The following is a 24,217-nucleotide window of genomic DNA, read 5'->3' on the forward strand; positions in this document are numbered from 1 at the left end:
TTATGAGAAAAAAATTACTATTACTTATCTTATTGATAAGTGTATCTGCATCTCATGCACAATTTACAACCGTTTCTGGATGGACAGCAACAAAATTAACACCAAATAATACATTCAATAATCCTTGGGAAATCACATATGGTCCTGATGGAAACCTATGGATTTCAGATAGAAGTAACGAAAAAATTGTTCGAATAAGCACTTCTGGAGGAACTGTTACAGATATGATTAACATAAGTGGTGTAACATCTTCAAAACAAGGAGGACTTCTTGGTATGGCTATTCATCCAGCCCTATATACTGATATTACAACTACAGTAAACAATTATGTGTTTAGTGCATATACATATGATGATGGTGGTGGACTACAATTAAGAATAGCAAGATTAATTTATAATAATGCCACAGGAACTCTTTCAATTGATACATCATTAGGAAGTAATGGAGCAATTATAGAGGGGTTGCCTGCAAGTTCAGACCATAACTCTGGGCGTTTAATTTTTGGTCCAGATGAAAAGTTATATTATACAATTGGAGAACAAGGTGCAAACCAATTTGAAAACAGGTGTAATGCAGTTTTATCTCAAGTATTACCTACTTCTCCAACCGATTATGCAAATTATCCCGGAAAAACCTTAAGATTAAATATAGATGGTTCTATACCATCAGATAACCCTACGCTTAATAGTGTACAATCTCATGTTTTTGCATACGGACAAAGAAATACTCAAGGTATTGTTTTTGCTCAAGATGGAACATTATATGCATCAGAGCACGGACCTAAAACCGATGATGAAATAAACATCATGGAGGCTGGTAAAAATTATGGTTGGCCAGAAATTGCGGGTTATTATGACAATAATTACACCTATTGTAATTGGTCTACATCATCAAACTGTGGTACAACAACATTTACAGACCACAATTGTCCTGTAGGTGCGGTAACAGCAACCGAGTTTGAATCTTATCCTTCTGGAGCACCTGCAAACTTCAGTCCGCCAATTGGAACCTATGGTAGTTCTGGAGCAGCTGGAACTGGTGGAGATTGGGGAGATTGGCCTACAATAGCTCCATCAAGTATAGATATTCATGAAACAGGAAATATTCCAGGTTGGGGACGTTCATTATTAATTCCAACCTTAAAAAAAGGAACTATTTACCGTGCTAAACTAACACCAGCAGGAAATGCTATTGAAGGTGATACAGATCCAACAACTACTGATGGATATGAACTATTTCACTCTTCCCATAACAGATATAGAGATATAGCAATTTCCCCTGACGGATTAACAATTTATGCTATAACAGATTCTAGCGGATCAACTTCAGGTCCTTCAACTGAAAATCCATCATCAGTAGATGATCCAGGAGTAATTGTAAAAATAGAATACGTTGGACCAGCTAACACTGATGCTCCAACCGTAATATGTCAAGGTATTACAGTTACTTTAGACCCATCAGGTAATGCAACCATTTTAGCTTCTGAAATAGATAATGGTTCTTCATCTAATATTGTAGATACTTCTCTAACCCTTAGTTTAGATAGAAACACATTCAACTGCAATGACACAGATACTCCTCAAACAGTAGTTTTAACTGTAACTGACGCTGAGTTTAATAAGAGTTCTTGTAGTGCTTCAGTAACAGTATTGCCAAATTCTAACCCAGACCCTATAGTTGCACCTACTTTAGAAGATATAATTAGTAATTGTTCTGTTACAGTTGAAGCCCCAACATTAATTACTAATGGATGCATAGAAGTCACAGCAACAACAACAGATCCTATTACATATAGTGCTGGTGAAAGTGGTACTATCACTTGGTTATTTGATGATGGAACAAGCACTGATACAACAATACAAAATGTAACAGTAAATACCTTAAATACTCCTACAAACCTTGCAATATCTAATGTAGAAGCTCTTTCTGCATCATCAAGTTGGGATAGTTTTCTTGGAGCAACTTACGAAGTTAGAATTAAAAAAACTTCAGATCCAGCAACAGCGTGGTTAGTTAGCTCATCAGATATTAATAGTTTTGATTTTACTAATCTTGAAGAGTCAACCGAATATGAAGTTCAAACTAGAGCTTTATGTGGTTCAAGTACTTCAGCTTATACTACATCAGAAGTTTTCACTACAACAAGTATTGCCTATTGTATTCCTACTATTAATGGAGGTTACTATGGAGGAGATTATTGGATTAGTAATGTTACTCTAAAAGACAACATAGGAGCTACTTTATTATCTAATACCTCAGATGATTCTGATGATGTTAATGGGTATTCAGACCATACAGATGATGGATTACCAATACCAAGCTTAGTGGTTTCAGAAACTTTTGATATTGAAGTAACATTACACAATACCCATGCTTGGAATAAAACAACAGGACATTCTGTGTGGATTGATTACAATCAAGATGGTGATTTTAATGATTCTGGAGAAAGAGTTTGGGGAACTACAGATGGAGATGATTTATTTCCACATGGAGCAGTAGCACAAGGTAGCTTTGTTGTACCTACTACAGTAACCAATGGAAATACTAGAATGAGATTCCACACAAGAACATATTGGACAAATACCGATCCTTGTGATATGAATTTCACCGATGGTAACAATAAAGCAGAATATGAAGATTATATAGTAAATATTTCTGGGGGTGGGTCAAATACAGCTCCAGTTGCAACTAATGATATTATTTCAGGGGATCAAAACATAACAATTAACACTAATGTTATTACAGATAACAACGGTAACGGTTTAGATAGCGATATTGATGGTGACATACTATCAATAACACAATTCCATTTAGTTAGTGATGCTCTAACATATTCAGCTGGAAGTACTGCACACTTACTAGAAGGAACATTAACAATTAATACAAGTGGCGATTTAACATTCATACCTGCAAATAATTATTCTGGAAGTCTCCAATCAATAGTTTATACATTATTTGATGGAACAGATGATTCTCAAACAGCGACTATAGATATTACAATAAACTCAACAATTGTAGATGCCGATGGCGATGGTGTGAACTCAGATACCGATTGTGATGATAACGAAGCCTTAGCTTATCCTGGTAATACTGAAGTCCTTTATGATGGTATTGATAACGACTGTAACCCAGCAACTCCAGATACCGTTGATGCCGATGGCGATGGCGTGAACTCAGATACCGATTGTGATGATAATGAAGCCTTAGCTTATCCTGGTAATACTGAAGTCCTTTATGATGGTATTGATAACGACTGTAACCCAGCAACTCCAGATACCGTTGATGCCGATGGCGATGGTGTGAACTCAGATACCGATTGTGATGATAACGAAGCCTTAGCTTATCCTGGTAATACTGAAGTCCTTTATGATGGTATTGATAACGACTGTAACCCAGCAACACCAGATACCGTTGATGCCGATGGCGATGGTGTGAACTCAGATACCGATTGTGATGATAATGAAGCCTTAGCTTATCCTGGTAATACTGAAGTCCTTTATGATGGTATTGATAACGACTGTAACCCAGCAACACCAGATACCGTTGATGCCGATGGCGATGGTGTGAACTCAGATACCGATTGTGATGATAATGAAGCCTTAGCTTATCCTGGTAATACTGAAGTCCTTTATGATGGTATTGATAACGACTGTAACCCAGCAACTCCAGATACCGTAGATGCCGATGGTGATGGTGTGAACTCAGATACCGATTGTGATGATAACGAAGCCTTAGCTTATCCTGGTAATACTGAAGTCCTTTATGATGGTATTGATAACGACTGTAACCCAGCAACTCCAGATACCGTAGATGCCGATGGTGATGGTGTGAACTCAGATACCGATTGTGATGATAATGAAGCCTTAGCTTATCCTGGTAATACTGAAGTCCTTTATGATGGTATTGATAACGACTGTAACCCAGCAACGCCAGATACGGTAGATGCCGATGGCGATGGTGTGAACTCAGATACCGATTGTGATGATACAGATGCTAACGAATTCCCAAATCAAACTTGGTATTTAGATGCCGATGGGGATGGGTATAGTGATGGAACTTCAACTACTGCTTGTAATAGACCTGCTAATTATTATATTGCTTCTGAACTTACCGCTATTAGTGGTGATTGTGATGATAATAATAATGCTATAAACTCGGGTGTTACGGAAATTTCAGGAAACGGAATTGATGATGACTGTAACCCTTCTACACCAGATGGTATTCTAGATATTGAAGACAGTGTTATATGGAATGTTAATATTTATCCTAATCCAATATCAAATGAAGTGACGGTAAAACTACCTTCATCATATACTTATAGTAAAATCATATTAACATTGTTTGACTTACGAGGACGAGTTGTAAAGCAAATGATTAGTGTTAACTCACAAAACACTATAACACTAAAAGATTTAAGTCGTTTAGATCAAGGTACATATTTTATAAAGGTTAATGAAGGCAATAAAACACTAGTTTATAAGAAATTAATAAAGAAATAACAACAAATACATTTATTCACTTAAGCATTAAACCCCAAAATATTTTTGGGGTTTAATGCTTTTACTTATCATTTTCTAATAACTGTTTTTATCATACTATGATCGGAGTTTTTAGAATTTATTTTTTTAGAATTTATAACTTCTAAATCTTTGGAAACCCATATATGATCTAGAGAAAGTATAGGTAAATTCCAAAACCATGTTTCCCTAAAACCATTTCCTTTTTTAGAAAAAAAATGATTATAATTCTTTTTTATTTCTTTTAGAAGTAACGATTCATATGGCACATTAAAATCTCCTAAAATAATTGTGTTGTTTTTCTTTTTAATAATTGAATTAACATATTTCAATTCCCATGCCCTAGGGACATCAAAACTCCCAGATACATCAACAGCATAAAATTCAATGTCAGCTGTTTTAAAATGAATGACTGTAGTTTTATAAGTTGATGTCTCTTCACTTAAAATTTGTATAGGGGCTTTAGAAAAAATTTCTAATTCTCTTTTAGATTTATATAAGTAAATATTGGGATGTTTTAATTGTAAGTTTTGAAAATCAACATTAGTAGTTTCCGTTAAAACCAAAACATCTGGCATACTATTATTGTTCTCTGTAATTGCTATATCAAAATCATTATCTCTTGAGGCATTCCAGAAAACAACCTCTACATCAGTCTCTTTAATATCTTTTGGAAAGCTAATTCTAAAACTTCTGAATAACCAAACTGATAATAGTATGGCTGCTATTATTAAATTGTATTTTCTTTTTTTACCAAGAAAAATAGACAGTGCAACAATTATTAAAATTATAATAGGTAAAGGAAACAAATAAAACCATATTGACGTATCATAGGTTCTATCCTTTATAAAAAAATGTAGTGCTAATAAGGTTATAATAATTACAAAATTTATTAACCTGTAAACTGTTATAACAATTTTTAACATTATCGTAAAGGAAACCCTTTTGCTGCCCACCATGGATGCACTTCTATTTCTAATCGTCCTGCTTTAACCATTGGGTCTGCTTTTGCTAAACTGTCGGCCATTTTTTGTGTTGGCACATTATAAATAGTAATACCCCTAATATCTCCATCGTCGCCAAAAGGTCCCGAAATATCTGCATACCCCAACTCATACATTTTTCCTAAATGTGCTAAATGTGCTTCTTGAAGTTCTGCAGCTTCCTCCTCATTTTGACCTCTTATTGGACCTCGTTTTAAAAATGCAATGAAATATTGCTGCATAATAACTGTATCTTTAGTTTTTTCATCAACATAATCAGCAATTTTGAACCCTTTTGAGGTTAATTCGTTTTTAATCTCTTTAATAGATTTTTTTATTGGTTCTTCTAAAACTGCTTCCGAAATTGCATCTATAGAATCTGTTGCTTTTTTAATTTCTTCAGTAGATTCTTCATTAATATTAGACATTGATGCCTTAGACTCCTCTTTGCATGCAATGAAAATGATAGCAATAATAAGTATTGTTAGGGTTTTACTCATGATTTCCAAAATTTAAATGGTTGTTTACTTATTTGTGAATTATAATATTTTACCTTTCCAGTAACTTCTTCTCCAAGCCAACTAGGTTTTTTAAAGGTCTCATTTTCTTGCTCTAACTCAATTTCAGCGATGACCAAACCTTCATTATCACCAAAAAACTCATCTACTTCAAAAATATGTTTTCCAGCTTTTACTTCATAACGAGTTTTATCAATAATTGTTGGTTCGCAAAGTTTTAATAATGATTCTGCTTCTTGTTTAGAAATTTCTTTTTCCCATTCAAAACGCGATAAACCATCTTCAGAAGACAACCCTTTTACAGTTATAAAACCTATATTATCTTTTAATCTAACTCTTACTGTTCTTTCCTTATGTGAGTTCAAGAAACCTTGTATAATTCTACTTTTTTTAAAAGCTTCTTTTTTAAAGTCATCTGAAATTACTAAAAACTTTCGTTCTATTTCTATCAATTTTTAATAGATTTTAATTGTTTATTATGAACTTTACTAAGTAAAATCAATGCTACTATTGATCCAATTGCAGCAAATAACATATCTGATTGTGTATCCCAAATATAACCTTGTGTACCCAAAAAAGAATCACCTCCTTCTCCAGTAGTTAAAGACACACCCCATTCAATAAACTCATAAGTAGCGCTAATTGCTAAAGCAATACAAACTACAATGAAGTTTAACCATTTATCGCTATTTATAACCTCTTTTCGTATAAGTAATTCTCTAGCAATCATAGCTGGAACAAAACCTTGGGCAAAATGCCCCAATTTATCGTAGTTATTTCTTTGTTGATTTAATACATCTTGAATCCAATCAAATAAAGGAACTTCTGCATAAGTGTAATGTCCGCCTACTATTAAAATGGCGCAGTGGACGAAAATAAGGATATAAATAAGGTTTGTAAATCTCAATTTCTTAAATGTAAATACTAAAACTAAAATGCCAATAATAGCTGGTGATACTTCTAAAAACCATGTAAAATATTCAAAAGGTTTGATTGCTGACCATATAAACAAAAGGATAATTAATATGAGAAGTGAATAAATTAGTTTCATGAATTTATATTAATAGTATCTCAATCAAAGATATCTTATTTTTGAAACATATAAGTTTAAAAATGTTAGCTGGTTTACCAATTAGAAAAATAATTCATGTTGATATGGATGCATTTTATGCCTCTGTAGAGCAAATGGATAATCCTAAACTTAAAGGAAAACCCATAGCTGTTGGTGGTGGCGGAAAACGCGGAGTTATTAGCGCAGCAAGTTACGAAGCACGAAAATTTGGTGTAAAAAGTGCCATGGCAGGGAATTTAGCAGCTAAACTTTGCCCTGAATTAATTTTTGTTAGACCAAATTTTGAACGTTATTCTGAAATTTCTAAAAAAATACGTTCCATTTTTTTAGATTATACCGATTTGGTAGAACCTTTATCTTTAGATGAAGCTTACCTAGATGTTACGATAAACAAAAAAGGAAATCCAAGTGCTTCTTTAATTGCAAAAGAAATTCGAGACCGCATTTTTAATGAAGTTGGTTTAACGGCATCGGCAGGTATTTCTATTAATAAATTTATAGCTAAAGTTGCAAGTGATTACAATAAACCTAACGGACAAAAAACCGTAAATCCTGAAGAAGTTATTGAGTTTTTAGAGCAATTGGATATAAGAAAATTTTATGGTGTTGGTAAGGTTACTGCAGAAAAAATGTATCAAAAAGGTATTTTTACCGGATTGGATCTAAAGCAAAAATCTCTTGAGTATTTAGACGAAAACTTTGGTAAATCTGGTCGATATTATTACTATGTAGTGAGAGGTATACATAATAGTGAAGTAAAACCTAACCGCATAAGAAAAAGTTTAGCTGCCGAACGTACTTTTAGAGAAAACCTGTCTAGCGAAATATTTATGCTTGAAAAGTTAGAGCATATTGCTGAAGAAGTTTCTAGACGTTTAACCAAAAGTAAAGTGGCTGGAAAAACAGTAACACTTAAAATAAAGTACAGCGATTTTACTTTACAAACCCGAAGCAAAACTTTACAATATTATTTAAGTGATAAAAGTATGATTCTAGAAACAGCTAAAGATTTGCTATATCAAGAAAAGTTGAATAATTCGGTTAGATTATTAGGTATTTCAATATCTAATTTAAACACTGAAAAAAAGAAAAAACCTGAACAAAAAACTGTAAGTGTTCAGCTTAAATTTGAGTTTTAAGTTGAATTAGCGCTTGTAGAGACCTTTTAAAATAAAAAATATAAACTTAAAAGCCCTATTCTGAATGATTTCAGGATAGGGCCAAAAAATATTTTTAAATAATTTATTAGAAACTACAAGTTTCTATTTCGGTTACACGAAGTGTGTTAACCATTCCTTTTGCTTGAATTGGCATTGCCGCTAAACTAATAAGCATATCTCCAACATCTAAATATCCCATTTTACAAGCTATAGCATTTACATCTTCAATGGTTTCATCTGTACTTACAAATTTATCGTAATAAAAAGCACGAACTCCCCATAATAAACTTAAACGCGTTAAAATACGCTTGTTTGATGTAAATACTAAAATATGACAAGATGGTCTCCAAGCCGAAATTTGAAATGCTGTATACCCACTATTTGTTAGTGTTGAAATGGCTTTGGCGTTTATTTCATTTGCCATATTAGCGGCGTGGTAACATATAGATTTTGTAATGTATCTGTTAGTTCGAATATGTGGTGGTAATTGAGGTACTTTTATTAAATCGGAGTTTTCTACACTTTTTAAAATATTAGACATTTGCTTGATAACCTGCACCGGATATTTACCTACTGACGTTTCACCTGAAAGCATTACAGCATCAGCGCCATCCATAACTGAGTTTGCAACATCATTTACCTCTGCTCTGGTTGGTGTTAAACTTGTAATCATGGTTTCCATCATCTGGGTTGCAATAATTACAGGAATTCTAGCTTTTTTAGCTCGTAATACCAATTGTTTTTGAATTAATGGTACTTCTTGCGCTGGAACTTCTACTCCTAAATCGCCACGTGCAACCATTAAACCATCACAATGTGCTACAATTTTATCTATGTTTTCTACAGCTTCTGGTTTTTCAATTTTAGCTATAATAGGAATTTTATGCTCGCTATGTTTAGCAATTAAATCGCGAAGCTCCATTAAATCTTCTGCATGACGCACAAAGGATAATGCAATCCAATCTACTTCTTGACCTATTGCGAAAATAGCATCTTCAATATCTTTTTCTGTTAAAGCTGGTTGCGAAATATTTGTATTAGGAAGGTTTACTCCTTTTTTAGATTTTAAAGGCCCTCCTTGAATAACTTTTGCTTTTACTTCTTTTTTCTTATCGGTAGAAACAACTTCAAAAATTAATTTTCCATCATCTAAAAGTATACGCTCACCCGGTTTTGCATCTTGCGGAAACTTATCATAGGTCATGTAAACACGTTCTTTTGTGCCTTCAAAACGCTTGCCAGTTGCAAAAATTATTTCATCACCAGGGTTTACAACAACTTCCTCTTTCATAACGCCTACGCGAAGTTTCGGACCTTGTAAATCTGCTAGAATAGCTGCCGTAAAATCATACTCCTTGTTAAGTTCACGTATCATTTTAATACGTTCTTCAACATCTTTATAATCGGCATGAGAAAAGTTTATTCTAAATACGTTTACGCCTTCTTCAAGCATGCCTTTTAAAACTTCTTTTGTGCTTGTAGCTGGTCCTAGAGTTGCTACTATTTTGGTTTTTTTTCTTATTGACATTAGCTGAAAATTAAATTGTCTTTTGATTTTAATTGACTAGAATCTACACTATAAGCTGTTGCAATTTGAGGTATGGTTAATATACTATTTAAAATATATTTTTCTTTACTGAAACTGAATTCGCTATCTATTTTTAAAAAATAGTTTACTGTTTTATATTCTGGCAATAAATGATGTGTTTTCGTTATATTTTGCTGTGTGTTAAATAATGTGTTAGCATTAACTTGTTGAAGAATTTCTTTTTTACAAATATTTGAAACTAAACTCCAGGTAACAAGTTGTTTATTGTCTTCCCATTCATATATTGAGTAAGAAACTGCTCCATTATTATAGTCCAAATCTAATGGTCTTCTAGTAAGTGATATACCTAAATGCCTGTTTAAAAGATATGCTAAACGATAATCCTCAAGTGTACAATGCATGGCGATTAAAGTATATAAAACCTCATCAAAAGTATCATCAAGAATAAGTTTGTGAACAGCCATTACTCATATTTAACGCTGTAAATATAGTATTTATAAAATTGAGTACCATTAAGATTATATCAATCTTAATAACAAAATAAACTCAAACGTTGTAGTTGATTATTTTGTCGTAAAAATACTCTAAATCATTTTAGACATTTTGTTCTGAAAGGCAAAAAAAGCGCGTTTTGAAGCTTTTTCTTCTGCTTTTTTCTTAGAAGTTGCTCTGGCTTTAGCAACCACTTTGTCGTCTATTGAAAGTTTTACTGAAAAATGCCTAACATCATCATTACCAGTGTCTTCATAAACATTATAGCCAAAGGTTTTCTTTTCTTTTTGGCACCACTCAATAAGCAAACTTTTATAACTAATAACTTTGCCTTCAAGGGTTTCAATATCTACATAAGGAATAATAACGCGTTTGTAAATAAATTTTTCACAATACTTATAGCCTTTATCTAAAAAAATAGCTCCAACAAGAGCTTCAAACAAGTTGCCATGAATATTGTCTCCAAATTGACCAGAGGGTATTTTACTTACAACTAAGTCTATCAGTTTTAAATCTCTACCTAATTCGTTTAAATGTTCTCTACTTACAATTTTAGATCGCATTTTGGTTAAGTAGCCCTCATCTCCACTTGGCACCTCAAGATATAAGTGTGATGCTATTACCGAACTTAACATAGCATCTCCTAAAAACTCCAACCGCTCATAGTTAATAGCGTTACCTTTACTATCTTTAATATTCATCGAGCGATGGGTAAAGGCTTTTTTGTAGAATTTTAGGTGTTTAGGTTTAAATCCTAAAATCTTATTTAATTCCATAAAAAAATTCCCGTTGCGTTTAAAACGGGAATTTAATATGTTACGAATGTGTTTCATTCGGGATTTAATCTAATTTCTTAAATAATACACAAGCGTTGTGTCCGCCAAATCCAAATGTATTACTCATTGCTACTTTTACATCGCGCTTTTGAGCCTTGTTTAAGGTTAAATTTAATTCTGGATCAATGTTTTCATCAACCGTTGAGTGGTTAATTGTAGGTGGAACAATTCCATGTTCCATAGCCATAATAGCCGAAATAGCTTCTATAGCTCCTGCAGCACCTAATAGGTGACCTGTCATTGATTTTGTTGAATTAATATTTATGTGTTTCGCATGACTTCCAAATACTTCTGAAATTGCTTTAAGTTCTGCGACGTCTCCTAAAGGTGTTGATGTACCATGTGTATTAATATGATCTACATCTTCTGGTTTTAGACCTGCATTTTCTAAACAATTTTTCATAACGGCAATAACACCTATGCCATCTGGATGGGGTGCTGTCATATGATAAGCATCAGAGGATAATCCTCCTCCTAAAAACTCAGCATATATTTTAGCGCCTCTTGCTTTTGCATGCTCATATTCTTCCAAAACAAGTGCTCCTGCACCTTCACCTAAAACAAAACCATCTCTAGTACCATCAAATGGTCTAGAAGCTGTTTCTGGGCTTTCGTTTCTGGTAGATAATGCATGCATTGCATTAAAGCCTCCCATTCCTGCAATAGTTACTGCTGCTTCACTACCTCCTGTTACCACTACATCACAATGTCCTAAACGTATAGAGTTTAGAGCATCAAACATAGCATTTGCAGAAGATGCACAAGCAGAAACCGTTGTGTAATTTGGTCCCATAAAACCATGTTTTATGGAAATGTTTGCTGGCGCAATGTCGGCAATCATTTTTGGAATAAAGAAAGGGTTGAATCTTGGTGTTCCATCGCCTTCAGCAAAGTTAATCACCTCGTTTTGAAAGGTTTCTAAACCACCTATTCCTGCTCCCCATATAACACCTACACGCAATTTGTTTACCTCATCTAGATTTAATTTGGCATCTGCAATGGCTTCATCTGCTGCTACCATAGCATATTGTGCAAACTTATCCATTTTACGAGCCTCTTTTCTATCAAGAAAATCGGTTGCGTTAAAGTTTTTTATTTCGCAAGCGAATTTTGTTTTAAACTTTTCGGTATCATAATAGGTTATAGGCGCAGCACCACTTTTACCACTAATTAAGCCTTCCCAATATTCATCTTTGGTATTGCCAATTGGTGTTAAAGCTCCTAATCCTGTGACTACAACTCGCTTTAATTCCATAAAGTATTTTGCTTATTTTGCAGCTTCTATGTATGATATAGCTTGACCAACTGTTGCGATATTTTCAGCTTGATCATCTGGAATTTGGATATCGAATTCTTTTTCAAATTCCATTATTAATTCTACAGTGTCTAAAGAGTCTGCTCCTAAATCGTTTGTGAAGCTTGCTTCAGTTACAACTTCGTTTTCATCTACTCCTAATTTGTCTACGATAATCGCTTTTACTCTTGATGCAATGTCTGACATAATCTTTTAATTTAAGGTTTTAATTAGTTGGCAAAAATAAAAAACTTTATTTTTAAAACACACCTTTAATTTAAAAATGTGTTTGTAATTTACTAAAATTACTTTTAAGTATTTCTATTTTACCTTCTAATTGTTAATAATTATTCTTTTTTTTGTTCGAATAATCTTAACATTATAATCTGTAAATGAAACGTATTGTAATTTTTGCGTCCGGAAGTGGTACTAATGCTGAAAATTTAATTAAGTTTTTTCACAACAGAGATAATGCTTCTGTTATTCAAGTGATTACTAACAATCCCCATGCCAAAGTTTTAGAGCGGTGTAAAAATTTAAAAATTAGCGCATTATCATTTAACAGAATAGCCTTTTATAAAACTAATGATGTACTAAATATTCTAAAAGCATCAAAACCAGACCTAATTGTTTTAGCTGGTTTTTTATGGAAATTCCCCGAGAATATTTTGAATGCATTTCCTAACAAAGTTATTAATATTCATCCTGCTTTATTACCTAAATATGGCGGAAAAGGTATGTATGGCATGTATGTTCATGAAGCAGTTGTTGCCAATAATGAAATTGAAACAGGCATTACTATTCATTATGTAAATGAAAATTATGATGAAGGCGCCACAATTTTTCAAGCAAAATGCGAAGTTTTACCAACAGATTCTGTTGAAGACGTAGCTGCTAAAATCCATAAATTGGAAATGGAACATTTCCCGAAGGTAGTTGAAAAACTTCTTCTTAAGAATGTATAGATATTAAATTAAAAGATCCTGAAATAAGTTCAGGATGACATATATGTCAAAAAAGAAAAAGAAATATTATACAGTTTGGAAAGGTCATAAAACTGGTGTTTTTGAATCTTGGGATGATTGTAAAGCACAAATTAAAGATTTTCAAGGCGCACAATATAAATCGTTTTCAACTTTTGATGCCGCCAAAACTGCTCTAAAAGGAAATTACAAAGACTATATAGGTAAAACCTCTAAATTCAAAAGCGAATTAACCCCAGAACAACTTAAAAAAATCGGTCAACCAAATTATAATTCTATTTCAGTTGACGCAGCATCAAGCGGAAATCCTGGTAAAATGGAGTATCGGGGTGTTGATACTAAAACCAAAAAGCAACTGTTTATTCAAGGCCCTTTTGAAGAAGGCACAAATAATATTGGTGAATTTCTCGCCATAGTACACGGTTTAGCTTTATTAAAAAAGAAAAACAGTAACCGTATAATATATACAGACTCTAAAACAGCTATAAGTTGGGTTAAAAAGAAAAACTGTAACACAAAATTAGAACGTAACGACAAAAACAAACCTGTTTTTGATTTAGTAGACAGAGCTATCGATTGGCTAAAAAACAATACTTACAATACCGTTATTGTAAAATGGGAAACCAAAGCTTGGGGGGAAATTCCTGCAGATTTTGGTCGTAAGTAAACAATTGTTCTCTTCAATTTATTCACAAAAAATATTGTTTTAATTAGTGTTTAAAACACTTATATTTGCACCAAAATTAAGACTCCTTTTATGGGTAAATTAGTAATTGTAGGCACTGTAGCGTTTGATGCTATTGAAACGCCTTTCGGGAAAACCGATAAAATTCTTGGTGGTGCTGCAACTTTTATTGGTCTTGCCGCTTCTCATTTTGAGGTTGATGCTGCTGCAGTTTCTGTTGTTGGTGGAGATTTTCCTCAAAAATATTTAGACTTACTATCAGATAAAAATATAGATATTACTGGTATTGAAATTGTAAAAGAAGGTAAAACATTCTTTTGGAGTGGGCGCTACCATAACGATATGAATTCTCGTGACACCTTAGTAACAGAATTAAATACTCTTGCAGATTTTAATCCGGTTGTACCTAATAATTACAAAGATGCAGAAGTAGTTATGTTAGGAAACTTGCATCCTTTAGTGCAATCTAGCGTATTAGATCAAATGACAACCAAACCAAAACTGGTGATTTTAGACACCATGAACTTTTGGATGGATTGTGCTTTAGAGGATTTACATAACGTTATAAAACGTGTAGATGTAATAACCATAAACGATGAAGAGGCTAGACAATTATCTGGTGAATATTCGCTAGTTGTTGCAGCTAGAAAGATTCATGAAATGGGTCCAAAGTATGTGGTAATTAAAAAAGGTGAACATGGTGCATTATTATTTCATAACGAACATATATTTTATGCTCCAGCACTACCTTTAGAAGAAGTATTTGATCCTACAGGTGCAGGCGACACATTTGCTGGTGGGTTTGCTGGCTATATTGCAAAAACTGGTGATACTTCTTTTGAAAACATGAAGAATGCCATTATATATGGTTCAACTTTAGCGTCGTTTTGTGTTGAAAAATTTGGAACCGAGCGTATGCAAAATTTATCGAATGAAGAAGTTCATGAGCGCTTATTGCAATTTAAGCAACTAACGCAATTTGAAATAGAATTAACATAAACCAACGCGCTCTAAAATAGAGTGCGTTTTTTGATTTATAACAAAACTCAAAAAGATATATCTTTTTGTATCAACAATTTGTCATTCCTCCGAAAGTAGGAATATAATAATATTAACCATTTTTCCGCGACAGCGAAAACATTTATAATATGAGTGATGTCTTAAAACACGAATGTGGAATAGCTATGATTAGGCTATTAAAACCTTTAGAATATTATAAAGAAAAATATGGAAGTGCATTTTATGGAGTAAACAAAATGTATTTAATGATGGAAAAACAGCACAATCGCGGACAAGATGGTGCTGGTTTTGCAAGTATAAAACTCAATACTAAACCTGGAGAACGGTATATAAGTAGAGTGCGTTCTGTAGCGCAACAACCCATTCAGGATATTTTTGCTCAAATTAATGCTAGAGTTAATAAAGAATTTGAAGATCACCCAGAATATGCAAATGATGTTGCTGCACAAAAAAAGAATATCCCTTACATAGGCGAAGTATTATTAGGTCATGTTAGATATGGTACTTTCGGGAAAAACAGTGTTGAAAGTGTACATCCGTTTTTAAGGCAAAACAACTGGATGCACAGAAATTTAATTATGGCTGGAAACTTTAACATGACTAATGTTAAAGAGCTTTTTAGCAACCTTATAGAATTAGGACAACACCCAAAGGAATATACAGATACCATTACAATAATGGAAAAAATTGGTCATTTCCTTGATGATGCTGTTAGTAAAATATATAAAGATTTAAAGAAAGAAGGCTACAACAAACGTGAAGCTTCTCCACAAATAGCAGAACGCTTAAATGTTGCAAAAATACTTAAAAGAGCTGCAAAAAACTGGGATGGTGGTTATGCTATGGCAGGACTTATTGGTCATGGTGATTCTTTTGTTTTAAGGGATCCCGCAGGTATAAGACCGGCATATTACTATCAAGATGATGAAATTGTTGTAGTAGCATCAGAGCGCCCTGTTATACAAACAGTATTTAATGTAAATTTTGAAGATGTTAAAGAACTAGAACCAGGTTGTGCTATTATCACTAAAAAATCTGGTAAGGTTTCTATAAAACAAATCTTAGAACCATTAGAAAGAAAAGCCTGTTCTTTTGAACGTATTTATTTCTCTAGAGGTAGTGATGCCGAAATATACCAAGAACGAAAAATGCTAGGTAAATTATTAATGCCTAAAGTATTAGAAGCTATTGAAAACGATACAAAAAACACGGTATTCTCTTATATTCCTAATACTGCTGAAACATCATTTTTTGGAATGGTTGAAACTGCCGAGGCTTTTATTAATAAAAAGAAAACTAATGCTATTTTAAACGGACAACGATCTATATCTGCTGATAAGGTCACTGAAATTTTATCTGAAAGAGCTAGAGTAGAAAAGATAGCTATTAAAGATGTAAAACTAAGAACCTTTATTACAGAAGATAGCAGTCGTGATGATTTAGTAGCACACGTTTACGATATTACTTATGGTGTTATTAAACCTACTGATAACCTTGTTATTATTGATGATAGTATTGTAAGAGGTACAACTTTAAAAAAGAGTATCTTAAAAATGCTTGATCGTTTAAACCCTAAAAAAATTATAGTGGTGTCTTCTGCTCCACAAATTCGTTATCCAGATTGTTACGGTATTGATATGGCAAACCTTGAAAGTTTGGTGGCTTTTAGAGCTGCTTTAGAATTATTAAAAGACGTTAATAAATATGATATTGTAGAAGAGGTTTATAAAAAATGTATTGATCAAACAGATTTAGATGATAAACACGTTCAAAATTTTGTAAAAGAAATTTATGATCCTTTTACAGATGAACAGATTTCAGACAAGATATCTGAGATTTTAAGTCATGAATCTATAACAGCAGAAGTGAAAATTATATTCCAACCTGTAGAAAATTTACACAAAGCGTGCCCTAAACATTTAGGCGATTGGTACTTTACAGGTAATTATCCAACCGTTGGCGGAAATAGGGTTGTAAACAGAGCTTTTATAAACTTTTACGAAGGCAATAAAGAACGAGCCTATTAATTATTAAATTAATAATTTTAACACTCTATTTTCAATAAATACATTTAATCTGATAAATATGCGCTTCATCTAAAAAATGAATATATTCTCTAAAAATACGCATAAATTAGTTTCACCATAACATAAGTAGGTTAAGTTCATGGTAGATTTGGGGCAAAAAAAGGTGAACATCTGTTCGCCTTTTTTTATACGCAACACCTATTTTCTCTTAGTTTGACATCTTCATATTCAAACTCTTTTAAGCCAATATATACGTCGTTTAACTAAAATATTTTAGCAGTCTTTATTACTGTTATACTTTTGCTTCACCATAACATAAGTAGGTTAAGTTTATGGTAGATTTGGGGCAAAAAGGTGAATACTCTCGTATTCACCTTTTTCATTTAATTTATTAAACAAAAAAACGCCCACAAATGTGAGCGTTAATTTTATTTTGAAAGACTGTTTATTTACTTAGCCTCTGCGTAACGTTTTTCAACTTCGTTCCAGTTAATTACATTAAAAAATGCATTAATGTAATCAGGACGACGGTTTTGATAATTTAAGTAATAAGCATGTTCCCAAACATCAATTCCTAAAATAGGTGTTCCTCCACAACTTACTCCTGGCATTAATGGATTGTCTTGATTTGGTGTAGAACACACTTCAACTTTTCCTCCTTTGTGAACACATAACCAAGCCCAACCAGAACCAAATCTTGTTGCTGCAGCTTTTGCAAAAGTATCCTTAAAAGCATCTACCGAACCGTAAGCGGCTTCAATAGCGTCTTTTAATTCTCCAGATAATCTTCCTTTTCCTTCAGGATTCATTATTTCCCAGAATAATGAGTGATTGTAAAAACCACCACCATTATTTCTAACAGCAGCATTATTCATATCTAAATTTGCAAGGATATCTTCAATAGATTTTCCTTCTAAATCTGTTCCTGCAATTGCGTTATTTAAATTATTTGTATATCCGTTGTGATGTTTAGTATGGTGTATTTCCATAGTTCTTGCATCTATATGAGGTTCTAAAGCATCATATGCATATCCTAATTTCGGTAATTCGAAAGCCATAATTTTTTGTTTTAAATTATTAATATTTAATTTCTTTCAAATTTACATATAAAACAGGTCAATTAAAAATAATAAATTGTTATCAAATCATTGATAGTTTTTATCTTGTAACAAATATTAATCTGTGCAAAAAACTCAGCCTTTTACAATATATAATGCATCTGCAGGTAGCGGAAAAACCTTTACGCTAGTAAAAGAATATTTAAAAATATTATTTGCATCAAGCAGTCCTTTCCTTTTTAAAAACATTTTAGCTATTACATTTACTAATAAAGCTGTGTCTGAAATGAAAGAGCGCATTATAGAAACTTTAAAACAATTTTCTGAACCTTCAATTTTAGAATACCCTAACAGCATGTTTGAAGTGATTTGTAATGAACTGGAAATGGAACCAGAAAAACTTCATAACAAAGCTGAAAAACTATTAAACACAATTATACATAACTATGCTGCTTTTGACATTTCGACCATAGATGGCTTTACACATAAACTTATTAGAACTTTTGCCCACGATTTACAATTACCTTTAAATTTTGAAGTGGAATTAGACCAGGATGCTTTACTAAATGAAGCTGTTGATAGTTTAATTGCTAAAGCCGGAACTGATAAAGAGCTTACAAATAATTTAGTTGATTTTGCTATTGAAAAAGCCGATGACGATAAAAGTTGGGACGTAGCTTTTGATTTTAATAAGATTGCAAAACTATTGGTTAACGAAAACGACATTCCTTTTATTGAAAAACTAAAGGACAAAACGTTAGACGATTTTAAAAGACTCAAAACGCAGTTAAAAAAAGAAGTAACAACTACCAAAACACAAATTATTGAACAAGCACAAAGCATTTTAACTTTAATTGAAGAAACTGGTTTACAATTTGATGACTTTTCTGGAAGCTATTTACCCAAACATTTTAAAAAGTTAGCGGATGAAAACTTTAACGTTAATTTTGACACCAAATGGCAAGAAGATATTGAAACCAAAACACTCTACCCCAAACGTGTTACTGATGAAATAGCTTCAATAATTGAACAAATTCAGCCACAAATTGCTTTAGCTTTTAACAAGACTAAACAAGCTATTTTTCATCTTAAATTTTTAAACAGTTTTTATAAAAACATTACACCACTATCGGTTTTAAACGCTATTAATATCGAATTAAAAGCTTTAAAATTAGAACAAAATAAAATGTTGATTTCAGAATTTAATTCCATAATTAGTAAAGAAATAAAAAACCAACCCACTCCTTTTATTTACGAACGTATTGGCGAAAAATTCAATCACTATTTTATTGATGAGTTTCAAGACACCTCTGTAATGCAATGGGAAAACCTAATTCCTTTATTAAATAACTCGCTTTCATCAGAAACTGGAAGCGCTATGCTGGTTGGCGATGCAAAACAAGCTATTTATAGATGGCGTGGTGGAAAAGCAGAACAATTTATTGGTTTGTTTAATGAAGACAACCCGTTTATTGTTGAAAAACACATTAAAAACCTACCTACAAACTATAGAAGCTTTAAAGAAATCATCCGTTTTAATAATGGTTTTTTTAAATTTTTATCAAATCAAGTGTTTATTAAAAAGGAATATGCATCGCTTTATGAAACTGCAAATCAAGAATTCAATCTAGAGGATAGTGGTTATGTAGAACTATCTTTTTTAGATATAGCAAAAGAAGATAATAGAGATGACATTTTTCCAGATCGGGTTTTAAAAACTGTTAATCGCTGTTTAGAAAACAAATTCAACTTACAAGATATTTGCGTATTGGTTCGTAAGAAAAAAGAAGGCGTTGCAGTAGCCAATTATTTAAGCCAAAACCAAATACCAATTGTTTCGTCTGAAACTTTACTGTTGTCTAATTCACCCGAAGTAACTTTTATAAATGATTTGTTGGCATTATTGATTCAACCAAAAAACAACGAAATGAAAATTTCGGTTTTAAACTATTTAACTACTCTTTTTAATATTGAAAACAAGCACGCTTTTTTTTCAAATCATATTAATTTATCTCTTAATGCGCTATTTAAAGAATTTGAAAACTTTAATATTCTCATAAATAGTGATTATTTAGTTCAGCTGCCTCTTTACGATTTAACTGAAACTATTGTAAGAAGTTTTAATTTGGTTAAAACATCAAACGCTTATATTCAGTTTTATTTAGATGTTGTTTTAGATTTTTCACAAAAAAAAGCTTCAGACATTTCAGCATTTTTGGAGTATTTTAATAAGAAAAAAGACAGTCTTAGTATTGTTTCACCAAAAGGACAAAATGCAGTTCAAATTATGACCATTCATAAATCTAAAGGTTTAGAGTTTCCTGTAGTTATATTTCCTTATGCCGATTTAGATATTTATAGAGAACTTGAACCAAAAGAATGGTTTAAACTTAACAAAGAAAAATACCAAGACTTTACCTATGCGCTTTTAAACTACAACAAAGATTTTGAGAATTATGGTGAAGAAGGTAAACGCATTTACAACAACCACCAAGCAGAACAAGAATTAGATAATATCAATTTGTTATATGTTACACTTACGCGTGCCGTTGAACAATTATATATTATCTCTTCAAAAGATATTTCAGAAAAAGGTGAGATTAATAATAAAAAATATTCAGGCTTATTCATTAAATATTTACAACATTTAGGATTTTGGAGTGATTCAAAATCGACCTATCACTTTGGAAACAATAAGAAATCGATAGAAAGTTCAACATCATCAGAAGAAGCATATATTCAAAATGAATTTATTTCAACTTCAAAAGAAGAACACAATATAAAAGTTGTTACAAAATCTGGATTTCTTTGGGATACCAATCAACAGGATGCTATTGAAAAAGGAAATCTTGTTCATGATATTATGTCTCAAATTAAAACAAAAAATGATATTGATCTTGTTATTAGTGATTTCATAAACTCATCTATTATTAATGAAGAGCAGGCATTAAAATTAAACGCTTTGGTATATCAAATTGTGGAGCACCCAAAACTTATAGACTACTATAACTCAAATGATATTGTTTATAATGAGCGTGATATTATTACAAAAGAAAATATTGTTTTAAGACCCGATAGAATTGTAATAAATTCTAAAAACGAAGCTGTGATAATTGACTATAAAACCGGAGTTGAAGACAAAAAGCATGAGCAACAATTACAGTCTTATCAAGATGTGTTAGAAGAAATGAAAATAACGGTAAAAAAGAAAATTCTTGTATATATAAATAAGGACATTAAAGTGAAAGATGTTTAAATTTGCAAAAAACACAATAATATGTACGGAAAACTGAAAAATCATTTAAAAAATGAGCTTCAAGACATAAAAAACAACGGACTTTATAAAGAAGAACGAATTATTACTTCGGCTCAAGGTGCAGAAATAACTTTAAACACAGGAGAAAAAGTTTTAAACTTTTGCGCAAACAATTATTTAGGGCTTTCTTCACATCCAGATGTTATTCAGGCAGCAAAAGATACAATGGATACACATGGATTTGGCATGTCTTCAGTTCGTTTTATTTGTGGCACTCAAGACATTCATAAAGAGTTGGAACAAAAAATTTCAGATTTCTATCAAACCGAAGACACCATATTATATGCAGCCGCTTTTGATGCAAATGTAGGAGTTTTTAATACCTTATTTGAAATGGAAGATGCTATCATTTCTGACTCCTTAAACCATGCATCAATAATAGATGGTGTTAGATTATGTAAGGCTGCGAGATATCGTTATCAAAATAATGATATGCAAGATTTAGAAAATCAGCTAATTTCTGCCAATGAAAATGGTGCGCGTTTTAAAATAATAGTAACAGATGGTGTGTTCTCCATGGATGGATTATTAGCCCCACTTGACAAAATTTGTGATTTAGCAGATAAATATGATGCCTTAGTGATGATTGACGAGTGTCATGCGGCTGGTTTTATTGGGGAAACAGGACGAGGTACCCTTGAAGAAAAAGACGTTATGGGTAGAATTGACATCATTACCGGAACATTGGGTAAAGCTTTAGGAGGCGCTATGGGTGGTTACACCACTGGTAAAAAAGAAATTATTGACATGCTACGCCAACGTTCAAGACCATATTTATTTTCTAACTCTCTTGCTCCAGCTATTGTAGGCGCCTCAATTAAGGTATTTGATATGTTAGCAAACAATACGCAATTAAGAGATACTTTAGAATGGAACACAAATTATTTTAAAAAAGGTATGAAAAAAGCTGGTTTTGGTATTATAGATGGTGATTCTGCCATTGTACCAGTTATGCTATATGACGCAAAACTATCTCAAACTATGGCAAATATGCTTTTAAAAGAAGATATTTATGTGATTGGGTTCTTTTTTCCTGTAGTTCCTAAAGATAAAGCTAGAATACGTGTGCAATTGTCGGCTGCTCATACAAAAGAGCATTTAGATAAGGCTATTATGGCATTTATTAAGGTAGGTAAAGCATTAAATATTATCTAAATTCATTATGAACTATCGACGAATAAACGATATGTTCTATTTTTTTATATATTTGTCTTTGTTAATAACATTTAACAACTTACTTTTGTTTACAATTAACACTTAAAAATTAAACTTTTGAATATGAAAAATCTTAGCAGATTATTGTTCGCTATGTTGCTTGTACTTGGTTATAGCAACGTAAATGCGCAAGACGAAAACAATCCTTGGCAAATTACCATAGGAGTTAACGCAGTTGATGCTTATCCTTCTGGAGATGGTGCCCCTTTTAGTGAAACTATTTTTGATGAATTCGGAAATGTAACTGATCACTGGAATATTTTACCATCTTTATCTACCATCACTGTTTCCAAATACTTAAGTGACAAATTCTCTTTTGGTATTACTGGATCTTTAAATAAAATTGATAAATGGGGAGATGTTCCTGGATTACCTCCAGGTGTTCCTGAGCAAGTAAACACTGTTGATGACTTATCATACTATGGTGTTGATGGTACCATTAAGTATAATTTCATTGAAGGTACAACTTTAGACCCTTATTTAGGTGTTGGAGGTGGTTACACTTGGATTGATGAAGTAGGTGCTGGTACTTTAAACGGAACATTAGGTTTAAATGTATGGTTTAGTGAAAACGTTGGTTTGACTGTACAAACATCATACAAACATGCTTTTGAAGATTATTTACAAACACATTTCCAACATAGTGCTGGTTTATCTATCAAATTTGGTGGAACTGATACTGATGGTGATGGTATATACGACAAAGATGATGCTTGTCCAGAAGTTGCCGGTTTAGAAGCTTTCAATGGTTGCCCTGATACTGATGGTGATGGTATTGAAGATTCTAAAGATGATTGTCCAAATGAAGCTGGTTTAGCTGAAATGAATGGTTGTCCTGATACTGACGGAGATGGTATTGCTGATAAAGAAGATAACTGTCCTACAGTCGCTGGTTTAAAAGCTTTAGCTGGTTGTCCTGATGCTGATGGTGACGGTGTAACTGATGCTGATGATGCTTGTCCTAACGAAGCTGGTCCTGCTTCTAACAAAGGTTGTCCATGGGCTGATAAAGACGGTGACGGTGTATTAGACAAAGATGACAAATGTCCAGATGTTAAAGGTACTGTTGCAAATAACGGTTGTCCTGAAGTAACTGCTGAAGTTCAAAAAACTCTTAACGAATATGCAAAAACTATCTTATTCGATACAGGTAAATCTACTATAAAAGCACAATCTGCTTCTGTATTAGCTGATATCATTGCAATTCTTAAAGAATACCCAACAGCTAAATTTACTGTAGAAGGTCATACTGATAGCGTTGGTAGTGAAACATTAAACCAAAGATTATCTGATTCTAGAGCTAATTCTGTAAAAGAATATTTAGTTGAAAATGGAATTGATGCTTTCAGACTTTCTGCTCTTGGTTACGGAGAATCAAAACCAATTGATACTAACAAAACTAGAGCTGGTAGAGCAAACAACAGACGTGTAGAAATTAACTTAGCTAAATAAGAAAGAGCTATTTAATTTTAAAAAATAAGTTTACAAAAAA

The 24,217-nt window shown here is 32.5% G+C and carries 19 protein-coding genes; 9 read left to right on the top strand and 10 right to left on the bottom strand.

Annotated elements, in window-relative coordinates:
• The first annotated feature begins 2 nt into the window (after positions 1–2).
• Entirely contained in the window at positions 3–4,499 is a 4,497-nt protein-coding gene (locus tag MBM09_RS01205) for a PQQ-dependent sugar dehydrogenase (protein ID WP_238675026.1), read from the top strand.
• Between the two features lie 68 nt (positions 4,500–4,567).
• Here the strand turns inward: MBM09_RS01205 and MBM09_RS01210 are convergent, their stop codons facing one another.
• From MBM09_RS01210 to MBM09_RS01225, 4 genes are read right to left on the bottom strand one after another with little or no spacing between them, the layout of a single operon-like run.
• Entirely contained in the window at positions 4,568–5,443 is an 876-nt protein-coding gene (locus MBM09_RS01210) for an endonuclease/exonuclease/phosphatase family protein (protein WP_238675027.1), read from the bottom strand.
• Positions 5,443–6,000, bottom strand: a complete 558-nt coding sequence (locus tag MBM09_RS01215) for a YciI family protein (RefSeq protein ID WP_238675028.1) — start codon at positions 5,998–6,000, stop codon at positions 5,443–5,445. Before MBM09_RS01215 ends, MBM09_RS01210 begins: the two co-directional genes overlap by 1 nt.
• Positions 5,997–6,470 carry a CYTH domain-containing protein gene (locus MBM09_RS01220; RefSeq protein ID WP_238675029.1) on the bottom strand — a complete coding sequence of 158 codons (474 nt, stop codon included), beginning with the start codon at positions 6,468–6,470 and terminating at the stop codon, positions 5,997–5,999. The genes MBM09_RS01215 and MBM09_RS01220 overlap by 4 nt, the downstream gene beginning before the upstream one ends.
• Positions 6,467–7,069: a DUF2238 domain-containing protein gene (locus MBM09_RS01225; RefSeq protein WP_238675030.1), complete on the bottom strand. Its 603-nt coding sequence runs from the start codon at positions 7,067–7,069 to the stop codon at positions 6,467–6,469. Before MBM09_RS01225 ends, MBM09_RS01220 begins: the two co-directional genes overlap by 4 nt.
• A gap of 62 nt (positions 7,070–7,131) precedes the next feature.
• Here MBM09_RS01225 and dinB point away from each other — a divergent pair, with 62 nt between their 5' ends.
• Positions 7,132–8,229 carry a DNA polymerase IV gene (gene dinB, locus MBM09_RS01230; RefSeq protein WP_238676358.1) on the top strand — a complete coding sequence of 366 codons (1,098 nt, stop codon included), beginning with the start codon at positions 7,132–7,134 and terminating at the stop codon, positions 8,227–8,229.
• A 106-nt stretch (positions 8,230–8,335) separates the two neighbouring features.
• On the opposite strand, the gene pyk is transcribed toward dinB, so the two are convergent.
• The 5 genes from pyk to MBM09_RS01255 form a co-directional block, all read right to left on the bottom strand.
• Entirely contained in the window at positions 8,336–9,778 is a 1,443-nt protein-coding gene (gene pyk / locus MBM09_RS01235) for a pyruvate kinase (protein WP_238675031.1), read from the bottom strand.
• On the bottom strand, positions 9,778–10,263 hold the full coding sequence (locus MBM09_RS01240; RefSeq protein WP_238675032.1) for an IPExxxVDY family protein: 486 nt from the start codon (positions 10,261–10,263) through the stop codon (positions 9,778–9,780). Before MBM09_RS01240 ends, pyk begins: the two co-directional genes overlap by 1 nt.
• Before the next feature lie 120 nt (positions 10,264–10,383).
• Positions 10,384–11,124 carry a ribonuclease III gene (rnc, locus tag MBM09_RS01245; RefSeq protein WP_238675033.1) on the bottom strand — a complete coding sequence of 247 codons (741 nt, stop codon included), beginning with the start codon at positions 11,122–11,124 and terminating at the stop codon, positions 10,384–10,386.
• A gap of 7 nt (positions 11,125–11,131) precedes the next feature.
• Positions 11,132–12,382: a beta-ketoacyl-ACP synthase II gene (gene fabF / locus MBM09_RS01250; RefSeq protein WP_238675034.1), complete on the bottom strand. Its 1,251-nt coding sequence runs from the start codon at positions 12,380–12,382 to the stop codon at positions 11,132–11,134.
• Between the two features lie 12 nt (positions 12,383–12,394).
• Positions 12,395–12,628 (bottom strand): acyl carrier protein, encoded by a 234-nt coding sequence (locus MBM09_RS01255; RefSeq protein ID WP_007647141.1) that lies wholly within the window; start codon positions 12,626–12,628, stop codon positions 12,395–12,397.
• Positions 12,629–12,813: 185 nt separating this feature from the next.
• On the opposite strand from MBM09_RS01255, the gene purN reads away from it, so the two are divergent.
• The 4 genes from purN to MBM09_RS01275 all read left to right on the top strand — a co-directional run bounded on the left by purN (position 12,814) and on the right by MBM09_RS01275 (position 17,136).
• A complete protein-coding gene (gene purN, locus MBM09_RS01260) occupies positions 12,814–13,386 on the top strand; it encodes a phosphoribosylglycinamide formyltransferase (protein ID WP_238675035.1) in 573 nt (190 codons plus the stop codon).
• A gap of 43 nt (positions 13,387–13,429) precedes the next feature.
• On the top strand, positions 13,430–14,071 hold the full coding sequence (locus MBM09_RS01265) for a viroplasmin family protein (protein ID WP_238675036.1): 642 nt from the start codon (positions 13,430–13,432) through the stop codon (positions 14,069–14,071).
• A gap of 90 nt (positions 14,072–14,161) precedes the next feature.
• Positions 14,162–15,088 (top strand): PfkB family carbohydrate kinase, encoded by a 927-nt coding sequence (locus tag MBM09_RS01270; protein WP_238675037.1) that lies wholly within the window; start codon positions 14,162–14,164, stop codon positions 15,086–15,088.
• A gap of 149 nt (positions 15,089–15,237) precedes the next feature.
• Positions 15,238–17,136, top strand: coding sequence for an amidophosphoribosyltransferase (locus tag MBM09_RS01275; protein ID WP_238675038.1), 1,899 nt, complete (start codon positions 15,238–15,240; stop codon positions 17,134–17,136).
• A 449-nt stretch (positions 17,137–17,585) separates the two neighbouring features.
• Here MBM09_RS01275 and MBM09_RS01280 read toward each other — a convergent pair whose 3' ends face one another.
• On the bottom strand, positions 17,586–18,194 hold the full coding sequence (locus MBM09_RS01280) for a superoxide dismutase (protein ID WP_238675039.1): 609 nt from the start codon (positions 18,192–18,194) through the stop codon (positions 17,586–17,588).
• Positions 18,195–18,318: 124 nt separating this feature from the next.
• Here MBM09_RS01280 and MBM09_RS01285 point away from each other — a divergent pair, with 124 nt between their 5' ends.
• From MBM09_RS01285 to MBM09_RS01295, 3 genes are all read left to right on the top strand, one after another.
• The gene (locus MBM09_RS01285; protein ID WP_238675040.1) at positions 18,319–21,450 is read left to right on the top strand and encodes an exodeoxyribonuclease V subunit beta; all 3,132 of its coding nucleotides are present in this window, start codon (positions 18,319–18,321) and stop codon (positions 21,448–21,450) included.
• A gap of 21 nt (positions 21,451–21,471) precedes the next feature.
• On the top strand, positions 21,472–22,665 hold the full coding sequence (gene kbl, locus MBM09_RS01290; RefSeq protein WP_238675041.1) for a glycine C-acetyltransferase: 1,194 nt from the start codon (positions 21,472–21,474) through the stop codon (positions 22,663–22,665).
• A 123-nt stretch (positions 22,666–22,788) separates the two neighbouring features.
• Positions 22,789–24,177: an OmpA family protein gene (locus MBM09_RS01295; protein WP_238675042.1), complete on the top strand. Its 1,389-nt coding sequence runs from the start codon at positions 22,789–22,791 to the stop codon at positions 24,175–24,177.
• Positions 24,178–24,217: the final 40 nt, after the last annotated feature.

The sequence above is a fragment of the Flaviramulus sp. BrNp1-15 genome (assembly GCF_022259695.1).
In the GTDB taxonomy this organism is placed as follows: Bacteria; Bacteroidota; Bacteroidia; order Flavobacteriales; family Flavobacteriaceae; genus BrNp1-15.

Bases quoted from the DNA above. Each gene is read 5' to 3' on its own strand.
- MBM09_RS01205 (WP_238675026.1), top strand. From the start codon at position 3: ATGAGAAAAAAATTACTATTACTTATCTTATTGATAAGTGTATCTGCA.
- MBM09_RS01210 (WP_238675027.1), bottom strand. From the start codon at position 5,443: ATGTTAAAAATTGTTATAACAGTTTACAGGTTAATAAATTTTGTAATT.
- MBM09_RS01215 (WP_238675028.1), bottom strand. From the start codon at position 6,000: ATGAGTAAAACCCTAACAATACTTATTATTGCTATCATTTTCATTGCA.
- MBM09_RS01225 (WP_238675030.1), bottom strand. From the start codon at position 7,069: ATGAAACTAATTTATTCACTTCTCATATTAATTATCCTTTTGTTTATA.
- dinB (WP_238676358.1), top strand. From the start codon at position 7,132: ATGTTAGCTGGTTTACCAATTAGAAAAATAATTCATGTTGATATGGAT.
- pyk (WP_238675031.1), bottom strand. From the start codon at position 9,778: ATGTCAATAAGAAAAAAAACCAAAATAGTAGCAACTCTAGGACCAGCT.
- MBM09_RS01240 (WP_238675032.1), bottom strand. From the start codon at position 10,263: ATGGCTGTTCACAAACTTATTCTTGATGATACTTTTGATGAGGTTTTA.
- rnc (WP_238675033.1), bottom strand. From the start codon at position 11,124: ATGAAACACATTCGTAACATATTAAATTCCCGTTTTAAACGCAACGGG.
- fabF (WP_238675034.1), bottom strand. From the start codon at position 12,382: ATGGAATTAAAGCGAGTTGTAGTCACAGGATTAGGAGCTTTAACACCA.
- MBM09_RS01255 (WP_007647141.1), bottom strand. From the start codon at position 12,628: ATGTCAGACATTGCATCAAGAGTAAAAGCGATTATCGTAGACAAATTA.
- purN (WP_238675035.1), top strand. From the start codon at position 12,814: ATGAAACGTATTGTAATTTTTGCGTCCGGAAGTGGTACTAATGCTGAA.
- MBM09_RS01265 (WP_238675036.1), top strand. From the start codon at position 13,430: ATGTCAAAAAAGAAAAAGAAATATTATACAGTTTGGAAAGGTCATAAA.
- MBM09_RS01270 (WP_238675037.1), top strand. From the start codon at position 14,162: ATGGGTAAATTAGTAATTGTAGGCACTGTAGCGTTTGATGCTATTGAA.
- MBM09_RS01275 (WP_238675038.1), top strand. From the start codon at position 15,238: ATGAGTGATGTCTTAAAACACGAATGTGGAATAGCTATGATTAGGCTA.
- MBM09_RS01280 (WP_238675039.1), bottom strand. From the start codon at position 18,194: ATGGCTTTCGAATTACCGAAATTAGGATATGCATATGATGCTTTAGAA.
- kbl (WP_238675041.1), top strand. From the start codon at position 21,472: ATGTACGGAAAACTGAAAAATCATTTAAAAAATGAGCTTCAAGACATA.
- MBM09_RS01295 (WP_238675042.1), top strand. From the start codon at position 22,789: ATGAAAAATCTTAGCAGATTATTGTTCGCTATGTTGCTTGTACTTGGT.